Genomic DNA, 23835 nt, shown 5'->3' on the forward strand with positions numbered 1-23835 from the left:
GTCGGGCTCCTTTCAGGCCGCTACGAGGTACGAGAAGACCGATTCGAGGGACTCGTCCGAGGGCGAGACCGTCAGCAGACGGATCCCCCGCTCGCGCGCGACCCTGGGCAGCAGTTCCGTGAACCGCCCGAAGTCGACCGCCTGGATGCGCAGTCCGCCGTCCGCGTGGTCGACCTCGATGCCGGCCGTGGACGGGTCGGCGATCAACGCGGCCGCGAGGGCCCGGTCGTCGCTGGAACGGACGAGGTAGCGGTGCGGCCGGTCCGTCATCAGGCGGCGGATCTTGCGGAAGTCGCCGGAGGCGGCGTGCCGTCCGGCCACGATCACCTCGATGTGGGAGGCGAGCTGCTCGACCTCCTCCAGGATGTGCGAGGAGAACAGGACCGTGCGGCCGGCCGCGCCCATCCGCCGCAGCAGGTCCATCAGCTGCATGCGCTGGCGCGGGTCCATGCCGTTGAACGGCTCGTCGAGCAGGAGGACGGACGGGTCGTGGACGAGGGCCGAGGCCATCTTCACGCGCTGCCGCATGCCCTTGCTGTACGTGGAGACCTTGCGGTCCTGCGCGTACTCCATCTCGACCGTGGCGAGGGCGCGCTGGGCCTCCTCGGCGCCGAGACCCTGGAGTTCGGCGTTGGCCAGGACGAACTCGCGGCCGGTGAGGAAGTCGTACATCGCCTCCCGCTCGGGCACGACGCCGATGTCGCGGTAGACCGACTCGTTCCCCCAGATCGTCCGCCCGTCGAGGGTGACGGTGCCGGTGGAGGGGTCGAGGAAGCCGCCCATCATGTTGATCAGGGTGGACTTCCCGGCGCCGTTGGGGCCGAGGAGGCCCGTGACGCCGGGGCCCACCGCCATCGTGACGTCGTTGACGGCCACGACGTTTCCGAACCAGCGGGAGACGTGGTCGATGTGGAGCGTGGTCACAGCCCGACCTTTCGGTAGCGGCGCATCAGGATGCCGTACGAACCGGCGATCAGCGCGAGGACGACCAGGAGGTAGACCACGCCGACCCCGGCGCCCGGGCCTCCGAGCTCGGGGAACATGGGCGGTGCGCCCAGGAAGGCGGTCTGCACGCCGTCGATGAGGGTGATGGGCGAGAACAGGCCGAGCCACTCGATGGCGCCCTGGTTCTCCGTGGCGTAGGCGATGCCCATGAGCGTCGAGACCGCGCCGTACGAGATGGTCAGGACGGCGATGACGGCGGCGACGCCGAAGCCGCGGCGCGGGGTGAGGGCCGCCATGACGAGGCCGATCCCGCCGAAGAGCAGCGAAAGCAGCGCCACGGAGACGAGCCCCTGGCCGAACATCTTGGTCTGCTCGGCGAAGTCCATCTTGGCGAGCATCGAGCCGATCCACATGATCAGCAGCGGGACGGCCGTGAGGATGAAGAGGGCCGACGCCATCGCGCCGTACTTGGCGAGGACGTAGTCCGCGCGCTCGATCGGGCGGGAGAAGTACAGCGGCACGGTCCTGAACCGCAGGTCGCGGGAGACGGACTGGGGCGCCTGGGAGGCCAGGTAGATGCCGATGACGACCTGGAGGAAGATCGCGTACTGCGTGTACTCGATCGAGAGCCTGGTCTGCTTGGTGGCGACCGCGACGGCGACGATGATCAGCGCCGGGACGCACATCACGCCGGCGAGCAGCATCGGCAGCACCTTGGACTTGGCGCTGCGGCCCAGTCCGTACGCGCCGCGCAGGGACTGCGAGAAGAGCGACCGGCGCGCGTACGCCCGGCCGAGGCGCGGGCCGTCGTAGGACCGGTAGCCGATGTTGTGGATCCGGGTCGTGTCGGGAGCGGCCTGGGAGGGCTGGGGGATCTGGGTGCTCATCGGGCCGGCACCTCCTCGTGCGGCGTGGACGCCTCGGCGGCCTCCGGGCGGAAGACCTCGGCGATGTGGTGGCGGCGCTGCTCCATGCGGACCAGGCCGAGGCCGAGGCCGGCGACGGTGTCGCGCACGAGGTCGTACGTCTCCTCCCCGGCGGCCTCCAGGAGCAGGATGTGGCCGGCGCCGGGCAGCCCCTCCTCCACGCCCGGGTGGAGGGTGACGCCGGCGGCGGTGAGGGCCGTGCGGAGGGCCGCCGTGCCGTCGGGGTGCTCGTCGGAGTCGGTGACCTCGACCGCGAGGGTCGTGGTGGTCCGGGTGAAGTCGCTGGTGGAGCTGGAGCGCAGGAGGCGTCCGCCGTCGATGACGACGACGTGGTCGCAGGTGCGCTCCAGCTCGCCGAGGAGGTGGGAGGTGACGAGGACGGAGATGCCGAAGTCGGTCCAGACCCGGCGGATCAGTCCGAGCATCTCGTCCCGGCCGACCGGGTCGAGGCCGTTGGTCGGCTCGTCGAGGAGGACCAGCTTCGGGTCGTGGACCAGCGCCTGGGCGAGCTTCACCCGCTGCTTCATGCCGGTCGAGTACCCGCCGATGGGGCGGTAGCGCTCCTCGTACAGGCCGACGTGGCGCAGGGTGTCGGCCGTCCGCTCGCGGGCGGCGGTCGGGGGCAGCCCGGACATGCGCGCCATGTGGACGACGAACTCGGTGGCCGAGACGTCCGGGGGGAGGCAGTCGTGCTCGGGCATGTATCCGACGCGCTCGCGGATCTGGGCGCCGGAGGTGCGGACGTCGAGGCCCAGGACCTCCGCGCGGCCCTCCGTGGCGGGGGAGAGTCCGAGCAGGATCTTGATCATCGTGGACTTGCCGGCTCCGTTGGCACCCACCAGTCCGGTCACACCGGGCCCGATGTCCAGGGAGAGCCGGTCGAGAGCGGTCACCCGGGGGAACCGCTTGCTGAGGCTTTCGGTCGCGATCACAGTCACGCTTCGAAGGTAGTGGTGTGCGCCACACGCGTCGTCAGACCAACGGCTCGATCTCTGTCCGACTACAGGAGTACAAGCCCCTGGGGACGGAACGACGAAAGTCGTCACCTTCCGGCCGTCCGACGCACCTCCGGGTGGCCATCGGCGGACGTGCGGTCGAGTTTTCCACAGGCCGCCGCCCGACCCCTTGACTCAGCCGCCGAGCATTGTCACATTCATCGATGTCACATTACGAACGCGTAGCGCAGTCGGGCGCTCACAGGGGACGGCGGGTGGCATGGCAACGGCAGTGGCAGGTGAGCTCTCTGCGGAGCTGCGGGGATTCAGGGAAGTGCAGCGGCTCTCCTACGCGTGCGCGGAAGCCGTCGCGGCGCAGCTCAAGCCGGGCGTGACCGAGCGCGAGGCCGCCCGGATGCAGCGGGAGTGGCTGTACGAGCGGGGCGTCCGCGACTGGTTCCACCGGCCGTTCGCCTGGTTCGGGGACCGCACGGCCTTCGTGGACTTCAAGGTCCCGCTCCAGTTCTTCCCCACCGACCGGCGCCTGGAGGCGGGGATGCCGTTCATCCTCGACATGGCCCCGGTGTACAAGGGGCACACGGCCGACATCGGCTACAGCGGCTGCCTGGGCCTCAACCCCCTGCACGACAGACTGCTCGCCGACCTCGCGGACCACCGCGAGCTGATCCTGCGCGAGGTGCGCGAGCGCCGTACGCTGCGCGAGGTATACGAGGACGTGGACCGGCTCATGGTCCGCCAGGGGTACGCGAACCGGCACCGGGCCTACCCCTTCGGCGTCATCGCCCACAAGATCGACCGGGTGCGGGAGCGCCGCTGGTCGCCGACGCTCTTCGGCTTCGGCACCCGGGCGCTCAAGGGCCTGGCGAGCGACGCCCTGCACGGGCACCGGGACGGCTGGTCGCCGCTCTGGTCGCCGTACAAGTTCTCCGACCACCCGCCCACACCCGGGCTGTGGGCGGTCGAGCCGCACCTCGGATTCCGGGGTACGGGCGCGAAGTTCGAGGAGATCCTGGTCGTCACCGACTCCCGGGACCCCGAGCAGAGCGCGTTCTGGCTGGACGACGATCTGCCGCACGTGCGGCGCTGGAACGAGGGAGCGGTCTGATGACGGAGCTCAAGGGGGCCCGGGAGCGCCGGGTCCGTACGGGCGGGATCGAGCTGTGCGTCGCCGAACTCGGCGAGACGGGCCGGCCGACCGTCCTGCTCGTGCACGGCTACCCGGACTCCAAGGAGGTGTGGTCGGAGGTCGCGGTCCGGCTGGCCGAGGAGTTCCACGTGGTGCTGTACGACGTCCGGGGCCACGGCCGGTCGACGGCGCCGGTCCCGCTGCGCGGCGGCTTCACCCTGGAGAAGCTGACGGACGACTTCCTCGCGGTCGCCGACGCCGTCAGCCCGGACCGGCCGGTCCACCTCGTCGGCCACGACTGGGGCTCGGTGCAGGGGTGGGAGTTCGCCACCGTGCCGCGCACCGAGGGCCGGATCGCCTCCTTCACCTCGATGTCGGGGCCCTCCCTCGACCACTTCGGGCACTGGATCAAGCGGCGGATGTCCCGCCCCACCCCGCGCCGGATCGGCCAGCTCCTCGGCCAGGGCGCCAAGTCCTGGTACGTGTACATGCTGCACACCCCCGTACTGCCGGAGCTGGCCTGGCGCGGGCCGCTCGGCAAGCGCTGGCCGGGGATCCTGGAGCGGGTGGAGAAGGTCCCGGCCGGCGACTACCCGACGTCCTCGCTGCCGGACGACGCGGCGCACGGCGCCTGGCTCTACCGGGACAACGTCCGGGCCCGGCTCTCCCGGCCGCGCCCCGACGCGTACGCGCACGTGCCCGTGCAGCTGATCGTGCCGACCGGTGACGCCTTCCTCTCCGACCGGCTCTACGACGACCTGGGCACCTGGGTGCCGGAGCTGACCCGGCGCACCCTGCCCGCCAAGCACTGGGTGCCGCGCACCCGGCCGGACCAGCTGTCCTCCTGGATCGCCGAGTTCGTCAGGACCCACGAGGAGCCGTCGGCCGGAGTGACGGGGCCGGTCGCGGCGACGGCCGCGAAGAACGGGGTGCGGCCGGAGTACGCGGAGCGGTTCGGCGGCCGGCTCGTCCTGGTGACCGGGGCGGCCAGCGGCATCGGACGGGCCACCGCCTTCGCGTTCGCGGAGGCCGGCGCACGGGTCGTGGCCGTGGACCGGGACGCCGACGGGGCGGCCCGCACGGCGGAGATGGCGCGGCTGATCGGCGCCCCGGAGGCCTGGGGCGAGGCCGTCGACGTCTCCGACGAGCAGGCGATGGAGAAGCTGGCCGCCAAGGTGGAGGACGAGTACGGGGTCGTCGACGTCCTGGTCAACAACGCGGGCATCGGGCTCGCCGGCTCCTTCTTCGAGACGTCGAGCGAGGAGTGGGGGCGGGTCCTGGACGTCAACCTGTGGGGCGTGATCCACGGGTGCCGGCACTTCGGGGCGCGGATGGTCGCGCGGGGCCAGGGCGGCCACATCGTGAACACCGCGTCGGCCGCGGCCTTCCAGCCCTCCCGGGCCCTGCCCGCGTACAGCACGTCGAAGGCGGCGGTGCTGATGCTCAGCGAGTGCCTGCGCGCCGAGCTGGCCGGGCAGGGCATCGGGGTGTCCGCGATATGCCCCGGCATCGTCAACACCAACATCACCGCGACCACGCGGTTCGCGGGGGTGTCGGACGCGGCGGAGGAGAAGCGGCGGCAGAAGAAGGCGTCCCGGCTGTACGGGCTGCGGAACTATCCGCCGGAGAAGGTCGCGGACGCGATCCTGGGGGCCGTCCTGCACGACCGGGCCGTCGTGCCGGTGACCCCCGAGGCCCGGGGCGCCCGCTTCCTGTCCCGGCTGAGCCCGGGCACGCTGCGGGCCCTCGCGCGGTGGCAGCCGCCGGCGTAGGGAGCCGGTGCCGGGGCCGGTCGGCTTGAACGGCCTGCCCCGGCGGGGGCGCGGCGGAGGGCGGGCGCGACGGGGGATGGGCGCGGCGGGGGATGGGCGCGGCGGTCGTACGATCCCTCGCAGGACGGGCCCCGCGGCGGCGGGGTGGTGGAAGCGGTCGGTGGGAGCGGGTTTGTCCGAGCAGTCAGCACAGCCGGAGTACCGGATCGAGGACCTCGCCCATCTCAGTGGGGCCACGGTCCGGACGATCCGCGCCTACCAGGACCGCGGCCTGCTGCCCCGTCCCGAGCGGCGGGGCAGGGCGAACGTCTACGGGGACGCGCACCTCGCGCGGCTCCGGCGGATCGCCGACCTCCTCGACCGGGGCTACACCCTGGCCTCGATCAAGGAGCTCCTGGAGGCGTGGGACACCGGCCGGGGGCTCGGCGGGGTGCTCGGTCTGGTCGCGGAGGTCCACGGGCCGTGGACGGACGAGGAGGCGGCCCGGATATCGCGCGCCGAGCTGGACGCCCGCTTCGGCGGCACACCGGACGAGGAGGCCGTCCGGGAGGCCGTGGAGCTGGGTGTGCTGGAGCGGATCCCGGACCGGGAGACGGAGGAGTACCTCGTGCCGAGCCCCCAGGAGCTGGCGGTGGCGGTCGAGCTGTACGCGGCCGGGGTGCCGCTGACGGCGATCACCGGGCACCTGAAGGAGCTGCGGGGGCAGGTCGAGCACATCGCCTCGCGTTTCCTGGAGTTCACGACCGAGTACGTCTTCGCCCGGTATCTGGAGCACCGGCCGCCGACGGACGCGGACGCGGCCGAGGCGGCGGAGCTGGTGCGGCGGCTCAGGCCGCTCGCCCAGCAGACGGTGGACGCCGAACTGGCGCGTGCCATGCGCCTTTTCGCCACCCGGCACCTCCAGAGCCATCTGTCGCCGGACACGCCGGCCGCGCAGGACGACGAGCCGCGCCCGGTGGCGCTGCCCGCCGGGACGGTCCGGGCCGTGCAGGGCCTGGTCGGGGCGGAGGGGGTCGCGGCCTTCGTCACGGCGGCCGCGGAACGGGAGGTCCACAAGCGGACGTTGGACGCTCTCTTGACCGATCACCACAGAGAGACATAGGGGCTAAAATAGACCAATTGCCCCTCGCCGAGAGTCCTGTTGTCCACAGAAAGGCCAACTTCCCTGTGGATAAGTCGGCTTGGCTGTGGATCAAACCTGTCCGGCGAAGAACCCCGGAAATCATTGGTCGGAGCGCTTCCAGCTCCGGCATTCTGGCGCGATGACCCCACGACCGCCCATGGACGAACGCCGCACGGTGAAGGTCTCCAAGTACCTCTCCAAGCACCTGCGGCACCAGCCCGAGCGCATCGGGCTCGTCCTCGACACACAGGGCTGGGCCGAGATCGACGCCCTGCTCCGGGCCACCGCCGAGCACGGCTTCCCGATCACCCGCGAGGAGCTGGACCACGTCGTTGCGACCAACGACAAGAAGCGCTTCGCGATCGAGGGGACCCGCATCCGCGCCAGCCAGGGCCACACCGTCCGGGTGGACCTGGACCTGCCGGATGCGGAACCGCCCGCGTACCTCTACCACGGCACGGTCGCGGACCGGCTCTCCGCGATCCGGGCGGAGGGGCTGCGGCCCATGGCCCGCCACCACGTGCACCTCTCCCCCGACCGGGAGACCGCGACCCGGGTCGGCGCCCGCCGGGGTCGGCCGGTCGTCCTGAGCGTCGACGCCGGCGCCATGCACCGGGCCGGGCACGTCTTCCACGTCAGCGCCAACGGGGTCTGGCTGGCCGACGCCGTCCCGCCCCGGTTCCTCCGCTTCCCGTCCTGACCCCGCGGGCGGGCGGGGGCACCGATGCCGCCGGGCGCCGACGAAACCCCCGCGTGCCGGGCGAATCCGTCGGCGGACCCGGGGAACACTGGCCGGATGGGAGAGATCCGGGTCGGAACCTGCTCGTGGACGGACAAGGCGCTGGTGTCCAGCGGCTGGTACCCGAAGGGGCAGCGTGACGCGGAGGGCAGACTGCGGTACTACGCCACGCGGTTCCCAGTGGTGGAGGTGGACTCCACGTACTACGGGCTGCCCAGCACCCGCAACAGCCTGCTGTGGGCCGAGCGCACCCCCGAGGGGTTCCGCTTCGACGTGAAGGCGTTCTCGCTGCTCACCGGCCACCCGACCCGCCCGGAAGCCCTGCCCGCCGACCTCCGTCCGGCCTTCGCGCGGCAGCGGGGGCGGGACGGCGTCGACCCCGGGCTGCTCGACGAGGTGTGGAACCGGTACAGCGCGGCCCTCGAACCGCTGCGGGAGACCGGCCGCCTGGGGACGCTCCTGTTCCAGTTCCCGCACCGGCTCGTACCGGGAGGGCCGGCGGTGGAGTTCCTGCGCCGGTGCCGCGAGCGCGCCGCGGGATGGCCGGTGGCCGTGGAGTTCCGCAATCCCGGCTGGTGGCACGAGGAGTACGCCGACGCGACGGCCGCCCTGCTGACGGAGCTGGACGCGGCCGCCGTGGCCGTGGACATGACGCAGACCCTGACCACGTCCGTGCCGCCGGTCGCCCGGGTCACCTTCCCGGACCTCGCCCTGGTGCGCTTCCACGGCCGCAACACCGCTTGGGGCACCGGGACCAAGGAGGAGAGGTTCCGCCACGATTACACCCCCGAGGAGCTCTCGGAGTGGACACCGCGCATCCGCGCGATGGCCGAGCGGGCACGGGAGGTGCACGTCCTGTTCAACAACTGCTGCGGCGACGCCGCCGTACGCGCCGCGGAGTCGATGCGACAGTTGCTCGGCCTCTCGTAGGACCGGCCTCTCGTAGGACCGGCCTCTCGCAGGCCCGGTCTCTCGCAGGTCCGGCCTCTCGCAGGGTCGGCACCGCGCAGGTCCGGCCTCTCGTAGGGTCGTCCCCATGCGACTGAGCACTGTGATCCTGCCGATCGACCGCTGGCACGAGGAGGGCCGCCGGAAGTGGCGGCACGCCGAGGAGCTGGGCTTCCACGCCGCGTACACCTACGACCACCTGTCCTGGCGCGCCTTCCGCGACGGCCCCTGGTTCGGCGCGGTGCCCACGCTCACCGCCGCCGCGGCGGTCACCGAGCGGCTCCGCCTCGGCACCCTCGTCACCTCGCCGAACTTCCGGCACCCGGTGACGCTCGCCAAGGACCTGATCACGCTGGACGACGTCTCCGGCGGGCGGGTCACCCTCGGCATCGGCGCGGGCGGCAACGGCTTCGACGCCACCGCGCTCGGCCAGGAGGCGTGGACGCCGAAGGAGCGGGCGGACCGGTTCGGGGAGTTCGTGGCGCTGCTCGACCGGCTGCTCACCGAGGACGCGGTGACGGAGCGGGGCACGTTCTACGCGGCGGACGAGGCGCGGAACATCCCCGGCTGCGTCCAGCGCCCCCGGCTGCCGTTCGGGGTGGCGGCGACCGGCCCGCGCGGGATGCGGCTGGCCGCGCGGTACGGGCAGGCGTGGGTGACGACCGGCGACCCGAAGCTGTACGAGGCGGGGACCCCGGAGCAGTCGGTGGCGGCGCTGCGCGGCCAGATCGAGCGGCTCGGCGAGGCGTGCGCCGAGGCCGGCCGGGAGGTGGCCGACCTGGACAAGATCCTGCTCACCGGCTTCACCCCGGACCGGACGCGTCCGCTGGAGTCCGTGGACGCCTTCGTCGACTTCGCCGGGCGCCACCGCGACCTCGGCTTCACCGAGATCGTGATCCACTGGCCGGTTCCGGACTCCGACTTCGCGGCCGACCAGGCCGTCTTCGAGGCCGTCGCCACGGAGGCGCTCGCCCGGCTCGGCTGACGCGCGACCGTCCCACGTACGGTGCTACGCGCCCGACGCACAGTGCCACGCGCCCGGCGGCCGCCCGGTCAGGAACCCCGTCGGACGTGGCTCCGCTCCCGGGCGGGCGGGACCGGGGCGTCGGCCGGAGCCAGCGCGTCGGCCGGGGTCGAAGCGGGCGCCAGGATCGCAGCGTCGGCCGGGACCAGTGCCCCGGCCAGGCCCGCCAGGACGTCGCCCACCAGGACCGGCTCGCGCGCGGGCCGGTCCGTCCCGGTCCGCTCGCACTCGGGGCAGAGGACCATCCCCAGGCTCGCGACCCACGTCCCGTAACGAGCGCAGCAGAAATCGCACTCCGCGCTCCGTCGGCCCGCGACCATGCCCCGCCCCCTCCGAGACGCCGTCAGCTCCCCGGGAAGTCTTCCCCGCCATCGGGAAAACGAACGGATGTTTACAGCCATGTCCGAACGTGCCGGACACGGCACGGCGACCCGCCTCCGGCCAGAAGCGGGGCGGGTGCGTCGGCTTTCGCGATCGGCGCGAATCAGCCCCTCCCTCCCCTTTTGCTCCACTCATATGTGCGGCTCCCCGCACGCCCGTGCGCGAGGTGCGGAAGAATGGGGCGGTGACCTCTCCCCGTTCTCCGCGACCCCCGCGGTCCCCGCGTCCTTCCGCCCCGGTGCCCCGGCTGATCGCCACCGATCTCGACGGCACGCTGCTCCGCGACGACAAGACCGTCTCCGAGCGCACGGTCGCCGCTCTCGCCGCGGCCGAGCGGGCCGGGATCGAGGTCTTCTTCGTCACCGGCCGGCCCGCCCGCTGGATGGACGTCGTCAGCGCGCACGTCCACGGACACGGCATGGCGATCTGCGCCAACGGCGCCGCCGTCGTCGACCTGCACGCCGGGGGCGCCTTCCTGGAGGTCCGCCCGCTGGAGCGGCCGGTCGCCCTGGACGTCGTCGAGGCCCTGCGCGCCGCCGCCCCCGGGACCTCCTTCGCGGTCGAGCTCACCACCGGCATCCACTACGAGCCGCACTACCCGCCCTTCTTCCTCGACCCCGGCGCCACCGTCGCCACCGCCGAGAAGCTCCTCTTCGAGGAGGCGGCCGGTGCGGCGGCCCCCGTGCTCAAGCTGCTCGCCCAGCACCCGGAGCTCGATCCCGACGTGTTCCTCGCGGTGGCCAGGGAGACCGCGGGCGACCGGGCCGCCTTCACCCGGTCCAGCCCCACCGCCCTCATCGAGATCAGCGGGCTCGGCGTCTCCAAGGCCTCCACGCTCGCCCTGTGCTGCGCCGAACGCGGCATCACGGCCGAGGAGGTCGTCGCCTTCGGCGACATGCCGAACGACATCGAGATGCTCACCTGGGCGGGCCGCTCGTACGCGATGGGCAACGCGCACCCGGACGTGATCACCGCCGCCTCGGGCCGTACGACCGGTAACAATGAGGACGGCGTGGCCGTCGTCATCGAGCGGCTCGTCGCCGAGGCCCTCGCCGGAACCACGGGCCCGCGCTAGCCGCGACGGGGCAGGTGCTGGTCACCACGGGCCCGCACCAGCTGCGACGGGCCCGCGTGAGGCACAACGGGCAGACGCAGGACACGACGGGCAGGCCCTAAAGCGGCGCCTCCCACACCACCGTCGTCCCCCCGCCGTCCTCCCCGATGCCCGGCCCGCACCAGCTCGCGCCGCCCAGGGACTCCGCCCGGCGCGCCAGGTTGCGCAGGCCGCTGCGCCGCCCACCCGCCGGGATGCCGACCCCGTCGTCGGCGACCGACAGGCGTACCCCGGCGGAGCCGTCGGGCAGGGTGGCACCGGCGTCGACGACCACCTCGATCCGGCTCGCGTCGGCGTGCCGGAACGCGTTGGAGAGCGCCTCGCGCAGGGCGGCGACGAGGTTCTTGCCGGTGAGCTCGCCGACCGTCGAGTCGATCGCGCCGAGGAAGCGGTGCGCGGGCTTGAAGCCGAGCGGCACCGCCGCCATGTTGATCTCCCGCAGGACGCGGGTGCGCAGCCCCGACGGGGCCTCGGCGGGCCCCTGCTGGAGCGCGAAGATCGCCGTACGGATCTCCTGGATGGTCACGTCCAGCTCGTCCACGGCCTTGCCGACGCCCTCGCGCACGGCCGGCACGATCGACCTGCGCTGGGCGCTCTCCAGCATCATGCCGGTGGCGAAGAGCCGCTGGATGACGAGATCGTGCAGGTCGCGGGCGATCCGGTCGCGGTCCTCGTACACGGCGAGGCGCTCCCGGTCCCGCTGCGCCTCGGCCATCATCAGGGCGAGCGCCGCCTGCGAGGCGAACTGGGTGGCGAGCGTCCGCTCCGTCTCCGTGAACGGGCGGCCGTCCCGTACGCGCGGCATGGCGAGCGCCCCGAGCACCCGCCCGCCGCTCTGCAGCGGCAGGATCATGCTCGGCCCGTACACCGAGGTCATCGGACTGGTCATGCGCGGGTCCGAGGAGGCGTCCGCGACGAAGACCGCCTCGCCCTCGAAGAGCCGCTCCACCACGTCGCTCTCGGGCGGGATCACCACGCCCAGCCATTTCGTGGACCGGGGCGAGGAGACGGCGACGACCTCCAGGCCGCCCTCCTCGGCGGGGAGCAGCACGATGCCGGCGTCCGCGTCGGCGAGCCGGCGGGCCTGTTCGGCGACGACCGTGAGGGCGTCGTCGGCGTCGCCGCCGGAGAGCAGGGCGGTGGTGACGGCGACCGAGCCGTCGATCCACCGTTCACGCTGGCGGGCGGCCTCGTACAGGCGGGCGTTGCCGATGGCGATGCCCGCCTCGGTGGCGAGCACCCGGACCATGTGCACGTCGTAGTCGTTGAACTCGTCCCCGCCGCGCTTCTCCGCGAGGTACAGGTTGCCGAAGATCTCGCCCTGGACCCGGATGGGGACGCCGAGGAAGGACCGCATCGGCGGGTGCCCGGCCGGGAAGCCCGTCGCGCGCGGGTCCTTCGAGAGGTCGGCGAGGCGGATGGTCTGCGGGTCGCGGATGAGCGCGCCGAGCAGTCCCGCGTGGCCGTCGGGGCGGCGTCCGATCCGGCGGACCGTGGCCTCGTCGACGCCGAAGGTGACGAAGTCGGAGAGGCCGTCGCCGTCGTCGTCGACGACGCCGATCGCCGCGTACCGGGCGTCAGCGAGTTCGGCGGCGGTCTCGCAGATGCGGTCGAGGGTGGAGTGGAGTTCGAGCCCGGTGCCGACCGAGCGCATGGCCTCCAGGAGCTGCGGCACGCGGGCGGTGAGCTCCGTGGACAGCCCCTGGAGGCTGCGGGTGGCCCGGGTGGCGGCTTCCAGGGGGTCCGGGGCGTCGGACTCGGTGGCGGTCATGACCTGAGCCTAGTAAGTCCTATTTAGCGAGAAAAGTCGGCCGTCTCCCTCGCGGCGGTGCTGCTCAGGGTGGCGGTACCGCCCGCAGTGGCGGTGGCGAGCAGATCGGTCGCCCTCTCCTGCTCCAGCATCCGGCGCAGCGGCCCGTCCTCCGCCGCGAGTTCGGCGTACGGGCCGCGCTGCACGGTCCGGCCCCCGTCCAGGACGAGCACCTCGTCGACGGCGTCCAGGCCGTGCAACCGGTGGGTGATGAGGACGGTGGTGCGGCCCTCGGTGGCCCGGAGCAGGTCGTCGGTGAGCGCGTCGGCGGTGGCGAGGTCCAGGTGCTCGGCCGGCTCGTCGAGGACCAGGACCGGGAAGTCGGCCAGGAGGGCCCGTGCGAGCGCGAGCCGCTGGCGCTGGCCGCCGGAGAGCCGCGCGCCGTGCTCGCCCACCAGGGTGTCGAGCCCCTCGGGCAGTCCGTCCACCCAGTCGAGCAGCCGGGCCCGGCGCAGCGCCTCGCACAGCTCCGCGTCGTCCGCGCCGACCTTGGCGAGCCGCAGGTTCTCGCGCACGGAGCTGTCGAAGAGGTGCGCGTCCTGGGCGCACAGGCCGACCAGGCGCCGGACCGCGTCCCCGTCCAGCTCCCGGGCGGGCACGCCGCCGAGCCGGTACATGCCGTACTCCACGTCCAGGAACCGCAGCAGCACCTGGGCGAGCGTGGTCTTGCCGGAGCCGGAGGCGCCGACGACGGCGACCCGCCGCCCGGCCTCCAGGGTGAGCCCGAAGCCGGTGAGCGCCGGACGCTCCTGCCCGGCGTACCGGGCGGAGAGCCCGGACAGTTCGAGGGGGAACGGACCCGCCGGGGGAGCGGCGGGCGTCCGCGGCTCCTGTACGGGGACGGGGGCGTCGAGCACCTCGAAGACCCGCTCGGCACTGTGCTTGACGCGCTGCCGGTACTGGACGGCGAGCGGAAGGCCGGTCACGGCCTCGAAGGCGGCGAGCGGGGTCAGGACGACCACGGCGAGGGACACCCCGTCGAGCCGCCCGTCCCGTACGGCCTGGACGCCGACGAGGGCGGCGGCCACGACCGTCAGGCCGCAGACCAGGGCGGAGAGCCCGGCCCCGAGGGCGGTGGCGGCGGCCTGCCGGGAGGCGATGCCGGTGAGGTCGCGATCGGCCTCCCGGGTCCTCTCGACACGGCTCCGCAGGGCGCCGGCCACCGTCAGCTCGGCGCAGCCGCGCAGCAGGTCGGCCACGGCGGTCGCCAGGGCACCGCGCGCGGGGGCGAGCCGCCGTTCGGCCCGGCGGGCGAGGGCCCCGGCGGCCGCCGGTACGGCGATCCCCGCGATCAGCAGGCCCACGGCGAGGACGGCGCCGGCCTCGGGCAGCAGCCAGGCGGTGAACCCTGCGGCCCCGACGCCCACGACGAGTGCGGCACCCGCCGGGAGCAGCCAGCGCAGCCAGTAGTCCTGGAGCGCGTCGACGTCCTGGACGAGCCGGGCGAGCAGGTCGCCGCGCCGGGTGCGCCCGAGACCGGCCGGGGCGATCCGCTCCAGGCGCCGGTATACGGAGACCCGCAGGTCGGCGAGCATCCGCAGGACGGCGTCGTGCGAGACGAGCCGCTCGGCGTACCGGAAGACGGCCCGGCCGATGCCGAAGGCGCGCGTGGCGGTGACCGCCATCATCAGGTAGAGGACGGGGGGCTGTTCGGAGGCCCGGGAGATGAGCCAGCCGGACACGGCCATGAGCCCGACGGCGGACCCGAGGGCGAGGCTCCCGAGCAGCAGCGCGAGCGCCATGCGTCCCTTGAGCTCCCCGGCCATGTCCCGGACCCGCCGCAGCAGGCCGTGCGGGGCCGTGGTGTCCGAGGTGCTTCCGCCCGCGGCGGCAACCGTCTCGGCCGTTTCGATCACACCGCCCGTGACCGCCGTCCCGGACCAGACCACCGCTTCGGCCGTGCCGGGCGCCCCGGCTCCGGCCGCGCCGGTTCCCACCGCTCCGCCGGCCGACGGTGTCGCCACCGGTGTCCCGGGGTTCGTGCCCAGGCGCACCACCCGGTCCGCCACCGCGAGCAGGGCCGGGCGGTGGACCACGAGCAGGACCGTCCGGCCGGCCGCGAGGCGCCGGACCGCGTCGACCACGCCCGCCTCCGTCTCGCCGTCGAGCGCGGCCGTGGGCTCGTCGAGCAGCAGCAGGGGCCGGTCGGCCAGGAACGCGCGGGCGAGGGAGAGCCGCTGCCGCTGCCCCGCCGAGAGTCCGGCGCCGTCCTCGCCGAGCGGGGAGTCGAGCCCGGCCGGCAGCTCCGCGACGAAGCCGTCGGCACCCGCGTCCCGCAGGGCCTCCCGTACCGCCTCGTCAGAGGCGTCCGGGCGGGCGAGCCGTACGTTCTCGGCGATCGTCCCCGCGAAGAGGTACGGGCGCTGCGGCACCCAGGCGATCCGCGACCGCCACGCCTCCGGGTCGAGCCCCGCGAGGTCCTCGCCGCCGACCCGGACGGTGCCGCCCGGCTCCGGGTCCGTGAACCCGAGGACCACGTCCAGCAGCGTCGACTTGCCCGAGCCGCTCGGTCCGACCAGGGCCACCGTCTCGCCCGGCTCGACCGTCAGCGTCGCCGCGTCGAGCGACGGTTCGGCGCGCCCCGCGTGCCGTACCGTCACGGCGTCCAGTTCGAGGCGGACGGAGTCCGGAACCGCGCCCGTTCCCCCGCTGCGTACCGGCTGCTCCAGGACGTCGAAGATCTCCTCCGCCGCCGCGAGCCCCTCCGCCGCCGCGTGGTACTGCGCCCCCACCTGCCGCAGCGGCAGGTACGCCTCGGGCGCCAGGATCAGGATGACGAGCCCGGTGGAGAGGTCGAGGTCGCCGTGGACGAGGCGCATGCCGATGGTCACGGCGACGAGGGCGACCGAGAGGGTGGCGAGGAGTTCGAGGGCGAAGGAGGAGAGGAAGGCGATCCGCAGCGTGCGCATGGTCGCCTGCCGGTACGCGGAGGTGATCGTGCGGATCGACTCGGCCTGGGCCTTCGCCCGGCCGAAGATCTTGAGGGTGGGAAGGCCGGCCACCACGTCCAGGAAGTGGCCGGAGAGCCGCGAGAGCAGCTTCCACTGCCGGTCCATCCGGGCCTGGGTGTACCAGCCGATGAGGATCATGAAGAGCGGGATGAGCGGCAGCGTGACGACGATGATGGCCGCCGAGACCCAGTCCTCGGTGACGATCCGGGCCAGGACCGCCACCGGCACGACCACCGCGAGGCCCAACTGGGGCAGGTAGCGGGCGAAGTAGTCGTCGAGCGCGTCCACGCCCCGCGTCGCGAGGGCGATCAGCGAACCGGTCCGCTGCCCGCCGAGCCACCCCGGTCCGAGCGCGGCGGCCCGGCCGAGGAGCCGCCCGCGGAGTTCGGACTTGACCGCCGCGCTCGCCCGGTGGGCGGCGAGCTCGGTCAGCCAGGAGACCAGCCCCCGTGCCACCGCCACTCCGGCGAGCAGCAGCAGGGGCGTGGCCAGGGCGGAAACCGACTGGTCCTTCTGGAAGGACCCCACCACGATCTCGGCGACGAGCATCGCCTGGGCGACGACCAGCGCCGCACCGACGAGGCCGAGGACGACCACCGCGGCCAGGAAGAGGCGGGTGGCCCGGGCGTACCGGAGCAGACGCGGGTCGATCGGTTTCACGTGAAACATGCCCCTCTCTGAGCGCCGACCGGCCCTAGTGGGCGTCGGCGGTGTGGTGCTGCGCGTCGGCGATGTGCTGCGTACCGATCCGCTTGCGGAACACCCAGTAGGTCCAGCTCTGGTAGAGCAGCACCAGCGGGGTCGCGATCGCGGCGCACCACGTCATGATCGTGAGCGTGTACGGGCTCGACGAGGCGTTCGTCACGGTGAGGCTCCACTCGGGGCGGAGCGAAGACGGCATGACGTCCGGGAAGAGCGCCAGGAAGAGCATCGCCACCGAGGCGGCGATCGTGACGCCCGAGAGCGCGAACGACCAGCCTTCGCGTCCCGCTCCGACGGCGACGATCGCGCCGACGAGCGCCACCGCCGCGACCACCGTCGCCGCGAGGCTCCAGCTGTCGCCCGTGTGGACCTGGGTCCAGATCAGGAAGGCGAGCGCGAGCACCGCCGTGACCGGGCCCAGCTTGAGCGCGAGCCCCCGGGCCCGCACCCGGATGTCCCCGACCGTCTTCAGTGCGGCGAAGACCGCCCCGTGGAAGGTGAAGAGGGTGAGCGTGACCAGTCCGCCGAGGAGCGCGTACGGGTTGAGCAGGTCGAAGAAGGTGCCCACGTACTCCATGTCGGCGTCGATCTTCACGCCCCGGACGATGTTGCCGAAGGCCACGCCCCAGAGGATCGCGGGGAGCAGCGAGGTCCAGAAGATGGCCTGCTCCCAGTTCCGCTGCCAGTTCTCCTCGGGCCGCTTCGCCCGGTACTCGAAGGCCACGCCCCGGATGATCAGGCAGACCAGGATGAGCAGCAGCGGCAGGTAGAAGCCGGAGAAGAGCGTCGCGTACCACTCGGGGAACGCGGCGAAGGTGGCGCCGCCGGCGGTGAGCAGCCACACCTCGTTGCCGTCCCAGACGGGTCCGATGGTGTTGATGAGGACCCGCTTCTCGGCCCGGTCGCGGGCGAGCAGCTTGGTCAGGATGCCTATCCCGAAGTCGAAGCCCTCCAGGAAGAAGTAGCCGGTCCAGAGGACGGCGATGAGTACGAACCAGACGTCGTGAAGTTCCATGCCTCGGTCTCCTGAGCCTCAGTACGAGAAGGCCATGGGCCGGTCGGGGTCACGGGTGTCCCCGCCGATCTTGGTGGGCGGGTTGAGGTCGTCGTCGGTCAGCTCGGGCGGTCCCGCCTTGACGTACTTGACGAGGAGCTTGACCTCGATGACCGCGAGGACGGCGTAGAGCAGGGTGAAGCCGATCATCGAGATGAGGACCTCGGCCTGGGAGACACCGGGGGAGACCGCGTCCCGGGTGCGCAGCACGCCGTAGACGACCCACGGCTGACGGCCCATCTCGGTGAAGATCCAGCCCCAGGAGTTGGCGATCAGCGGGAAGAGCATCGTCCAGAGCGCGACGAGCCAGTACCACTCGCCGATCCGGGGGCTGAGGGCCTGGTTCTTGAAGAGGACCAGATTCGGCACCTCGTCCTCCCCCGTCCGCAGCCCCGGTGCCAGCATGAACTTCTTCCGGGTCAGCCAGAGGCCGATGATCCCCAGGGTCAGGGAGGCCATGCCGAAGCCGATCATCCAGCGGAAGCCCCAGTAGGCCACGGGGATGTTGGGCCGGTAGTCACCGGGTCCGTACTTCTCCTGCTCGGCCTTGTTGACGTCGTTGATGCCGGGGACGTACGAGCTGAAGTCGTCGTTGGCGAGGAAGGACAGCAGGCCGGGGATCTCGACGGCGACCTTGTTGTGGCCCTTGTCGACGTCGCCGTAGGCGAAGATCGAGAAGGGGGCGGGCGCCTCGCCGTCCCAGAGCGCCTCGGCGGCGGCCATCTTCATCGGCTGCTGCTTGAACATGACCTTGCCGAGCAGGTCACCGCTGATGGCGGTGCCGAGGCCGGCGATGATCAGGGTGACCAGGCCGAGCCGCAGCGAGGTCCGCATCACGGGGATGTGCTTCTTGCGGGCCAGGTGGAAGGCGGAGATGCCGACCATGAACGCGCCGCCGACCAGGAAGGCCGCCGTGATGGTGTGGAAGAACTGGGTGAGGGCCGTGTTCTGGGTGAGCACGAGCCAGAAGTCGGTGAGCTCCGCCCGGCCGCGCTCCTCGTTGATGCGGTAGCCCACCGGGTGCTGCATCCAGGAGTTGGCCGCCAGGATGAAGTACGCGGAGAGGACGGTGCCGATCGACACCATCCACATGCAGGCGAGGTGGATCTTCTTCGGCAGCTTGTCCCAGCCGAAGATCCACAGGCCGATGAAGGTCGACTCGAAGAAGAAGGCGATGAGCGCCTCGAACGCGAGCGGGGCGCCGAAGATGTCCCCGACGAAGCGCGAGTAGTCGGACCAGTTCATGCCGAACTGGAACTCCTGCACGATGCCGGTGACGACGCCCATGGCGATGTTGATCAGGAAGAGCTTGCCCCAGAACTTCGTCGCCCTGAGGTACTTCTCGTTCTCCGTCCGCACCCAGGCGGTCTGGAGGCCGGCGGTGAGCGCCGCGAGGGAGATCGTCAGCGGGACGAAGAGGAAGTGGTAGACGGTGGTGATACCGAACTGCCAGCGCGCCAGCGTCTCTGGCGCAAGAGCGAGGTCCACGTCGCTTTCTCCTTACATCGCCGTGGTCACATCGGCGGTCCGCCCTGACCATTCCACCGATAGTGGGACGAACCGGGGCACGCTTGTGAACGCGTTCACATTCACAAGCATTATGGCTCATACGAAATCCGTACTTGTCTCCGGGGCCCCTTTACAGGACGTCTCTTTCCTCACACGCTCCCCGACCGCGAAACGTGCTCCCCGCACGCGAACGGCCCCCGCGAGCGGCTGCTTGCGGGGGCCGTCGAAACGCCTTCCGGCGTTCCTCGGTCGGTGTCAGAGCTCCTTGCGGAAGCCCTCCGCCGCCTGGAGGAACAGGTCGTTCGCCTCGCCCTCGCCGATCGTGACGCGCACGCCCTCGCCGGCGAACGGGCGCACCACGACGCCGTGCCGCTCGCAGGCCGCCGCGAAGTCGGTCGTCCGCTCGCCGAGCCGCAGCCAGACGAAGTTCGCCTGGGTGTCCGGCACGGTCCAGCCCTGGCCCACCAGGGCCGCGCGGACCCGCTCGCGCTCGGCCACCAGCGAGCCGACCCGGCCGAGCAGCTCGTCCTCGGCCCGCAGCGAGGCCACCGCCGCGTCCTGCGCCAGCTGGCTCACGCCGAACGGCACCGCCGTCTTGCGCAGCGCCGCCGCCACCGGCTCGTGGGCGACCGCGAAGCCGACCCGCAGCCCGGCCAGGCCGTATGCCTTGGAGAAGGTGCGCAGCACGGCGACGTTGGGCCGGTCACGGTACAGCTCGATGCCGTCCGGAATCTCGGGGTCGCGCACGAACTCCTTGTACGCCTCGTCGAGCACGACCAGGACGTCGGAGGGCACCCGGTCGAGGAAGCGCTCCAGCTCGGCCCGGCGCACCGCGGTGCCCGTGGGGTTGTTGGGGTTGCAGACGAAGATCAGCCGGGTCCGGTCGGTGATCGCCTCCGCCATCGCGTCGAGGTCGTGCACCTCGCCGTCGGTCAGCGGCACCTGCACCGAGGTGGCCCCGCTGATCTGCGTGATGATCGGGTACGCCTCGAAGGAGCGCCAGGCGTAGATCACCTCGTCGCCCGGGCCCGAGGTCGCCTGGAGCAGCGACTGCGCGACCCCGACCGAACCGGTGCCCGTGGCCAGGTGCGAGACGGGCACGCCGAAGCGCTCGGCCAGCTCCTCCATCAGACCGGTGCAGGCCATGTCCGGGTACCGGTTGAAGGTGTCGGCCCCGGCCACCACGCTCTCCAGGACCCCCGGCAGCGGCGGGTAGGGGTTCTCGTTGGAGGACAGCTTGAAGGCCACGGGCCCGCCCGCGGCGGCCGGCTTGCCCGGCTTGTAGGTGGGGACGCCGTCCAGCTCGGCGCGCAGCCTGGGGCTGCCGGTGCTCGTCCCGCTGGTCTCGCTCACAGTGTGGCCTCCTCGATCGTCCGTACCGCCAATACTGCTCACCTTAAGAGGATTCGGCCCCGCTGCGAATGGGCTGTGGACAACAGGAGGGACACGGCTCCCCGGCCGCTTCCGGGCCGCCCCGGCGAGTGGGGGGCGCGCGCACGGGTGGCGCGCGCCGGTGGCGAGCGCCGTGGCGCGCATCCCCCGTAGAGGTGAGTTGAGACCTCTTGGAGACTTCGGCCCCTCGCCAGGCCCACGCCACCCGCCACCCCCAAGACGCAGATTGATCTCAGTAACTACCTTTAATTGGAAGGCATTTACTAGAGTTCGATCATGCAGAAACGTGCCTGTCAACGTCTGCATATGCGACCGTCCCGACCGTCCCTCATCCCCCTACTATCGGCTCGCCATGACAGCAGCAGGGAAGCACCAGGTGAGCCGGGCACAGACCCGGGGGAGCCGGCAGGGCAGGGCGGGCATCCGGGACGTCGCCGCCGCCGCCGGGGTCTCCATCACGACTGTCTCCGACGCGCTCAACGGGAAGGGCCGGCTCCCCGACGCCACCCGCCGCCACGTCCGCGAGGTCGCCGACCGGCTGGGCTACCGCCCGTCCGCGGCGGCCCGCACGCTCCGTACCGGCAAGTCGGGACTCATCGGCCTGACCGTGACCACGTACGGGGATGAACCTTTCACCTTCACCGAATTCGCGTACTTCGCGGAGATGGCCAGGGCGGCCACGTCGGCCGCGCTCGCCCGGGGCTATGCCCTGGTCATCCTCCCCGCCACCTCCCGCCATGACGTCTGGTCGAACGTCGCCCTCGACGGCACCGTCGTCATCGACCCCTCCGACCACGACCCCGTCGTCACCGAACTGGTCCGCCAGGGCCTGCCCGTCGTCTCCGACGGACGCCCCGCCGGCACCCTTCCGGTCACCGCCTGGGTCGACAACGACCACGAAGCCGCCGTCCTCGACCTGCTCGACCACCTCGCCGCCGCCGGCGCCCGCCGCATCGGCCTCCTCACCGGCACCAGCACGGACACGTACACCCGCCTGTCCACCACCGCCTACCTCGACTGGTGCGCGCGAGTGGGCCAGGACCCCGTCTACGAGGCCTATCCGGCGCACGACCCGTGCGCGGGCGCCGTCGCGGCCGACCGGCTGCTCGCCCGCCCGGACCGGCCCGACGCCGTGTACGGCCTCTTCGACCCCAACGGGACCGACCTCCTCGCGGCCGCGCGCCGCTACGGGCTCCGCGTCCCGGACGACCTCCTGCTGGTCTGCTGCAGCGAGTCGGCCGGCTACGCCACCACCGAACCGGCCATCACGACGCTCTCGCTCAAACCGCGCCGGATCGGCACGGCCGTCGTCCAGCTCCTCATCGACGCCATCGAGGGGGTCGAGAACGACGGACCGGTCGAGCAGGTGATACCGACCGAACTCATCGTCCGCACCTCCTCGCAGCGCCGCCCGCCCCGCACGACGGTCAGCCCGCCGCGCTCGCCCGCGAAGGACTGAACCGGAGGACCGACCCGAGGGCCCCGTGCGAAAAGCGCACGCGGAGGGTCGGCTCCCCGAAGAGGAACGCCTTCGCACACGCCGTTCCCGTCCCTGCCCGTGGACGGGAACGGTCAAACCGATCACCGCACCGGTTCCCACCCTGGACTGGACCTTCCCAATTCGGGCGAAACGACTGGTGAACCCGGAGTGGACCCGGATTCACCACCCCTGGTGCGTCACACAGGAGGACGCTCATTCCTATGATGGGCGGACGACACCGCGGACCACCCCGACCAGGCCGGTCCGCGATGTGCAGGGCATCGCGACGGTGGTGGAGGGGTCGATGACTCAGGGGGCCGGTCAGGAGCCCGTGGTACGCACGGCGACATTGCGTGACTTCCGCGTACCGCCGTACGCACGCGTGCCCGTGCAGAGCCATGCCGCCGAGCCGTCGGGCCCGGAGCCGTACTCCGCGCCGGACGAGCGCCGTGCCGAGCGCCGTGCCGAGCGTCATGACGAGCGTCATGACGAGCACCCGACCGCGTACTCCGCCGCGCCCCCGGCCCCGGCCGTCCGGCCGGCCGCCGCCGAGCCGCTGCCCCCCGCGGAGCCGCTGCCCGCCGCCGAGCCGCTCCCCCCCGTCGCGCCCTCCCCGGTCGAGGCCGTGCCGGTGCCGACCCCGGTGCCGGTGCACCCTCGGGCAGCCGAGGCCGTACCGCAGGCGTCCGTACCGCAGACGCCCCCGCCCCCGCCGCAGGCACCCGCGCCCATGCCCGCCGACCCGACCCTCCACCTCGGCCACCGCACCGCCGCGCCCCCGTACCCCGCCTCCCCGGCGGCGCCCGCGGCCCCCGTCGCCTCCGGCCACCCCGGGAACGCGTTCCCCGAGGACGAGATGCCCGAGGGGTACACGCCGACCGAGCGCGACCTGCCCGTCATCAACCGCGGCGACACCGTCCAGGTGAAGGTCTCCCCCGTGCCCGGCCCCGCCGGCGAGGCCCCGGCCGGCGACGGACCCGGGCCCCTCTACGTCGTCGGCGACGTCCACGGCTACCTCGACGAACTCGTCGCGGCCCTCCGCGCCCAGGGTCTCGTCGACGAGAACGGCGGCTGGGCCGCGGGCAACGCCCGGCTCTGGTTCCTCGGCGACTTCACCGACCGCGGCCCCGACGGCATCGGCGTCATCGACCTGGTCATGCGGCTCTCCGCCGAGGCCGCCGCCGCCGGCGGCTACTGCAAGGCCCTCATGGGCAACCACGAACTGCTGCTCATCGGCGCCAAACGCTTCGGCGACACCCCGGTCAACTCCGGCGCGGGCACCGCCACCTTCCAGGCCGCCTGGCTGCTCAACGGCGGCCAGAAGCAGGACATGGACCGTCTCCAGGACGTCCACCTCCAGTGGATGTCCCGGCTCGACGCCGTGGTGCGGGAGGACGACCACCTCCTCGTGCACTCGGACACCACCGCGTACCTCGAATACGGCGAGACCATCGAGGACGTCAACGACACGGTCCACGACATCCTCAACCGGAACGACGCGGACGAGGTCTGGGACGTCTTCCGGAAGTTCACCAAGCGCTTCGCGTTCCGCGACGACGGGGGGCCGCAGGCCGTCCAGGAGCTGCTCTCCACCTACGGCGGCAGCCGGATCGTGCACGGCCACAGCCCGATCCCGTACCTCCTCGGCCAGGTCGGCACGGAGGACGGCGAGGACGGCGGAGGCCCGGTCGTCGACGGACCGCACGTGTACGCCGACGGGCTCGCGATCGCCATGGACGGCGGGGTGACCATGGCCGGAAAGCTCCTGGTCGTCCAACTCCCCCTGAACGGCTGACCGAACGGCTGACCGAGCGACCGGCTGAACGACCGGCTGAACGACCGGCTGAACGGCTGACCGGACACCCGGCTATCACCCTGCGCAT

The 23835-nt window shown here is 72.4% G+C and carries 18 protein-coding genes; 9 read left to right on the forward strand and 9 right to left on the reverse strand.

The annotated features are described in order from the left end of the window. Positions 1-12 precede the first annotated feature (12 nt). Genes ACIP5O_RS00945 through ACIP5O_RS00955 form a run of 3 tightly spaced genes read right to left on the reverse strand, consistent with a single transcriptional unit; the run spans position 13 to position 2803 of the window. Positions 13-924, reverse strand: coding sequence for an ABC transporter ATP-binding protein (locus tag ACIP5O_RS00945; RefSeq protein WP_401286941.1), 912 nt, complete (start codon positions 922-924; stop codon positions 13-15). After that, the gene (locus tag ACIP5O_RS00950; RefSeq protein WP_401286944.1) at positions 921-1832 is read right to left on the reverse strand and encodes an ABC transporter permease; all 912 of its coding nucleotides are present in this window, start codon (positions 1830-1832) and stop codon (positions 921-923) included. Before ACIP5O_RS00950 ends, ACIP5O_RS00945 begins: the two co-directional genes overlap by 4 nt. Next, complete coding sequence (locus ACIP5O_RS00955; protein WP_125660723.1) at positions 1829-2803, reverse strand: ABC transporter ATP-binding protein; 975 nt, start codon at positions 2801-2803, stop codon at positions 1829-1831. Before ACIP5O_RS00955 ends, ACIP5O_RS00950 begins: the two co-directional genes overlap by 4 nt. 283 nt (positions 2804-3086) lie before the next feature. On the opposite strand from ACIP5O_RS00955, the gene ACIP5O_RS00960 reads away from it, so the two are divergent. The 6 genes from ACIP5O_RS00960 (at position 3087) to ACIP5O_RS00985 (ending at position 9520) form a co-directional block, all read left to right on the forward strand. Further along, a complete protein-coding gene (locus tag ACIP5O_RS00960; RefSeq protein ID WP_401286947.1) occupies positions 3087-3932 on the forward strand; it encodes a M24 family metallopeptidase in 846 nt (281 codons plus the stop codon). Then, positions 3932-5725, forward strand: a complete 1794-nt coding sequence (locus ACIP5O_RS00965; RefSeq protein ID WP_401286949.1) for an SDR family oxidoreductase — start codon at positions 3932-3934, stop codon at positions 5723-5725. The genes ACIP5O_RS00960 and ACIP5O_RS00965 overlap by 1 nt, the downstream gene beginning before the upstream one ends. 76 nt (positions 5726-5801) lie before the next feature. Further along, positions 5802-6827 carry a MerR family transcriptional regulator gene (locus ACIP5O_RS00970; protein ID WP_401286952.1) on the forward strand — a complete coding sequence of 342 codons (1026 nt, stop codon included), beginning with the start codon at positions 5802-5804 and terminating at the stop codon, positions 6825-6827. Between the two features lie 178 nt (positions 6828-7005). Then, positions 7006-7548: an RNA 2'-phosphotransferase gene (locus tag ACIP5O_RS00975; protein ID WP_401288090.1), complete on the forward strand. Its 543-nt coding sequence runs from the start codon at positions 7006-7008 to the stop codon at positions 7546-7548. A gap of 96 nt (positions 7549-7644) precedes the next feature. Next, positions 7645-8517 (forward strand): DUF72 domain-containing protein, encoded by an 873-nt coding sequence (locus tag ACIP5O_RS00980; protein WP_401286955.1) that lies wholly within the window; start codon positions 7645-7647, stop codon positions 8515-8517. Between the two features lie 106 nt (positions 8518-8623). After that, a complete protein-coding gene (locus ACIP5O_RS00985) occupies positions 8624-9520 on the forward strand; it encodes an LLM class flavin-dependent oxidoreductase (RefSeq protein WP_401286957.1) in 897 nt (298 codons plus the stop codon). A gap of 68 nt (positions 9521-9588) precedes the next feature. Here ACIP5O_RS00985 and ACIP5O_RS00990 read toward each other — a convergent pair whose 3' ends face one another. After that, on the reverse strand, positions 9589-9879 hold the full coding sequence (locus ACIP5O_RS00990; RefSeq protein ID WP_401286960.1) for a hypothetical protein: 291 nt from the start codon (positions 9877-9879) through the stop codon (positions 9589-9591). 245 nt (positions 9880-10124) lie between these two features. Between ACIP5O_RS00990 and ACIP5O_RS00995 the strand changes: the two genes are divergently transcribed. Then, positions 10125-11015 (forward strand): Cof-type HAD-IIB family hydrolase, encoded by an 891-nt coding sequence (locus tag ACIP5O_RS00995; RefSeq protein ID WP_401286963.1) that lies wholly within the window; start codon positions 10125-10127, stop codon positions 11013-11015. Positions 11016-11112: 97 nt separating this feature from the next. Here ACIP5O_RS00995 and ACIP5O_RS01000 read toward each other — a convergent pair whose 3' ends face one another. The 5 genes from ACIP5O_RS01000 to hisC all read right to left on the reverse strand — a co-directional run bounded on the left by ACIP5O_RS01000 (position 11113) and on the right by hisC (position 20433). Beyond that, on the reverse strand, positions 11113-12825 hold the full coding sequence (locus ACIP5O_RS01000) for a GAF domain-containing protein (RefSeq protein WP_401286966.1): 1713 nt from the start codon (positions 12823-12825) through the stop codon (positions 11113-11115). 23 nt (positions 12826-12848) lie between these two features. Further along, positions 12849-16484 (reverse strand): thiol reductant ABC exporter subunit CydD, encoded by a 3636-nt coding sequence (gene cydD, locus ACIP5O_RS01005; protein ID WP_401286969.1) that lies wholly within the window; start codon positions 16482-16484, stop codon positions 12849-12851. Positions 16485-16509: 25 nt separating this feature from the next. Then, positions 16510-17532 carry a cytochrome d ubiquinol oxidase subunit II gene (gene cydB, locus ACIP5O_RS01010; protein WP_401286972.1) on the reverse strand — a complete coding sequence of 341 codons (1023 nt, stop codon included), beginning with the start codon at positions 17530-17532 and terminating at the stop codon, positions 16510-16512. 18 nt (positions 17533-17550) lie between these two features. Then, on the reverse strand, positions 17551-19059 hold the full coding sequence (locus tag ACIP5O_RS01015) for a cytochrome ubiquinol oxidase subunit I (RefSeq protein WP_401286975.1): 1509 nt from the start codon (positions 19057-19059) through the stop codon (positions 17551-17553). A 276-nt stretch (positions 19060-19335) separates the two neighbouring features. Next, a complete protein-coding gene (hisC, locus tag ACIP5O_RS01020) occupies positions 19336-20433 on the reverse strand; it encodes a histidinol-phosphate transaminase (RefSeq protein ID WP_356539721.1) in 1098 nt (365 codons plus the stop codon). A gap of 391 nt (positions 20434-20824) precedes the next feature. Between hisC and ACIP5O_RS01025 the strand changes: the two genes are divergently transcribed. Beyond that, on the forward strand, positions 20825-21931 hold the full coding sequence (locus ACIP5O_RS01025) for a LacI family DNA-binding transcriptional regulator (protein ID WP_401286979.1): 1107 nt from the start codon (positions 20825-20827) through the stop codon (positions 21929-21931). Between the two features lie 325 nt (positions 21932-22256). Continuing rightward, on the forward strand, positions 22257-23747 hold the full coding sequence (locus ACIP5O_RS01030; RefSeq protein WP_401286981.1) for a metallophosphoesterase: 1491 nt from the start codon (positions 22257-22259) through the stop codon (positions 23745-23747). The last annotated feature ends 88 nt before the right edge of the window (positions 23748-23835 follow it).

Source organism: Streptomyces sp. NPDC088915 (genome assembly GCF_044749825.1).
Lineage (GTDB): Bacteria > Actinomycetota > Actinomycetes > Streptomycetales > Streptomycetaceae > Streptomyces.

Bases quoted from the DNA above. Each gene is read 5' to 3' on its own strand.
- ACIP5O_RS00950 (WP_401286944.1), bottom strand. From the start codon at position 1,832: ATGAGCACCCAGATCCCCCAGCCCTCCCAGGCCGCTCCCGACACGACC.
- ACIP5O_RS00960 (WP_401286947.1), top strand. From the start codon at position 3,087: ATGGCAACGGCAGTGGCAGGTGAGCTCTCTGCGGAGCTGCGGGGATTC.
- ACIP5O_RS00965 (WP_401286949.1), top strand. From the start codon at position 3,932: ATGACGGAGCTCAAGGGGGCCCGGGAGCGCCGGGTCCGTACGGGCGGG.
- ACIP5O_RS00970 (WP_401286952.1), top strand. From the start codon at position 5,802: ATGGGCGCGGCGGGGGATGGGCGCGGCGGTCGTACGATCCCTCGCAGG.
- ACIP5O_RS00975 (WP_401288090.1), top strand. From the start codon at position 7,006: ATGGACGAACGCCGCACGGTGAAGGTCTCCAAGTACCTCTCCAAGCAC.
- ACIP5O_RS00980 (WP_401286955.1), top strand. From the start codon at position 7,645: ATGGGAGAGATCCGGGTCGGAACCTGCTCGTGGACGGACAAGGCGCTG.
- ACIP5O_RS00985 (WP_401286957.1), top strand. From the start codon at position 8,624: ATGCGACTGAGCACTGTGATCCTGCCGATCGACCGCTGGCACGAGGAG.
- ACIP5O_RS00990 (WP_401286960.1), bottom strand. From the start codon at position 9,879: ATGGTCGCGGGCCGACGGAGCGCGGAGTGCGATTTCTGCTGCGCTCGT.
- ACIP5O_RS01000 (WP_401286966.1), bottom strand. From the start codon at position 12,825: ATGACCGCCACCGAGTCCGACGCCCCGGACCCCCTGGAAGCCGCCACC.
- cydD (WP_401286969.1), bottom strand. From the start codon at position 16,484: ATGTTTCACGTGAAACCGATCGACCCGCGTCTGCTCCGGTACGCCCGG.
- cydB (WP_401286972.1), bottom strand. From the start codon at position 17,532: ATGGAACTTCACGACGTCTGGTTCGTACTCATCGCCGTCCTCTGGACC.
- ACIP5O_RS01025 (WP_401286979.1), top strand. From the start codon at position 20,825: ATGACAGCAGCAGGGAAGCACCAGGTGAGCCGGGCACAGACCCGGGGG.
- ACIP5O_RS01030 (WP_401286981.1), top strand. From the start codon at position 22,257: ATGACTCAGGGGGCCGGTCAGGAGCCCGTGGTACGCACGGCGACATTG.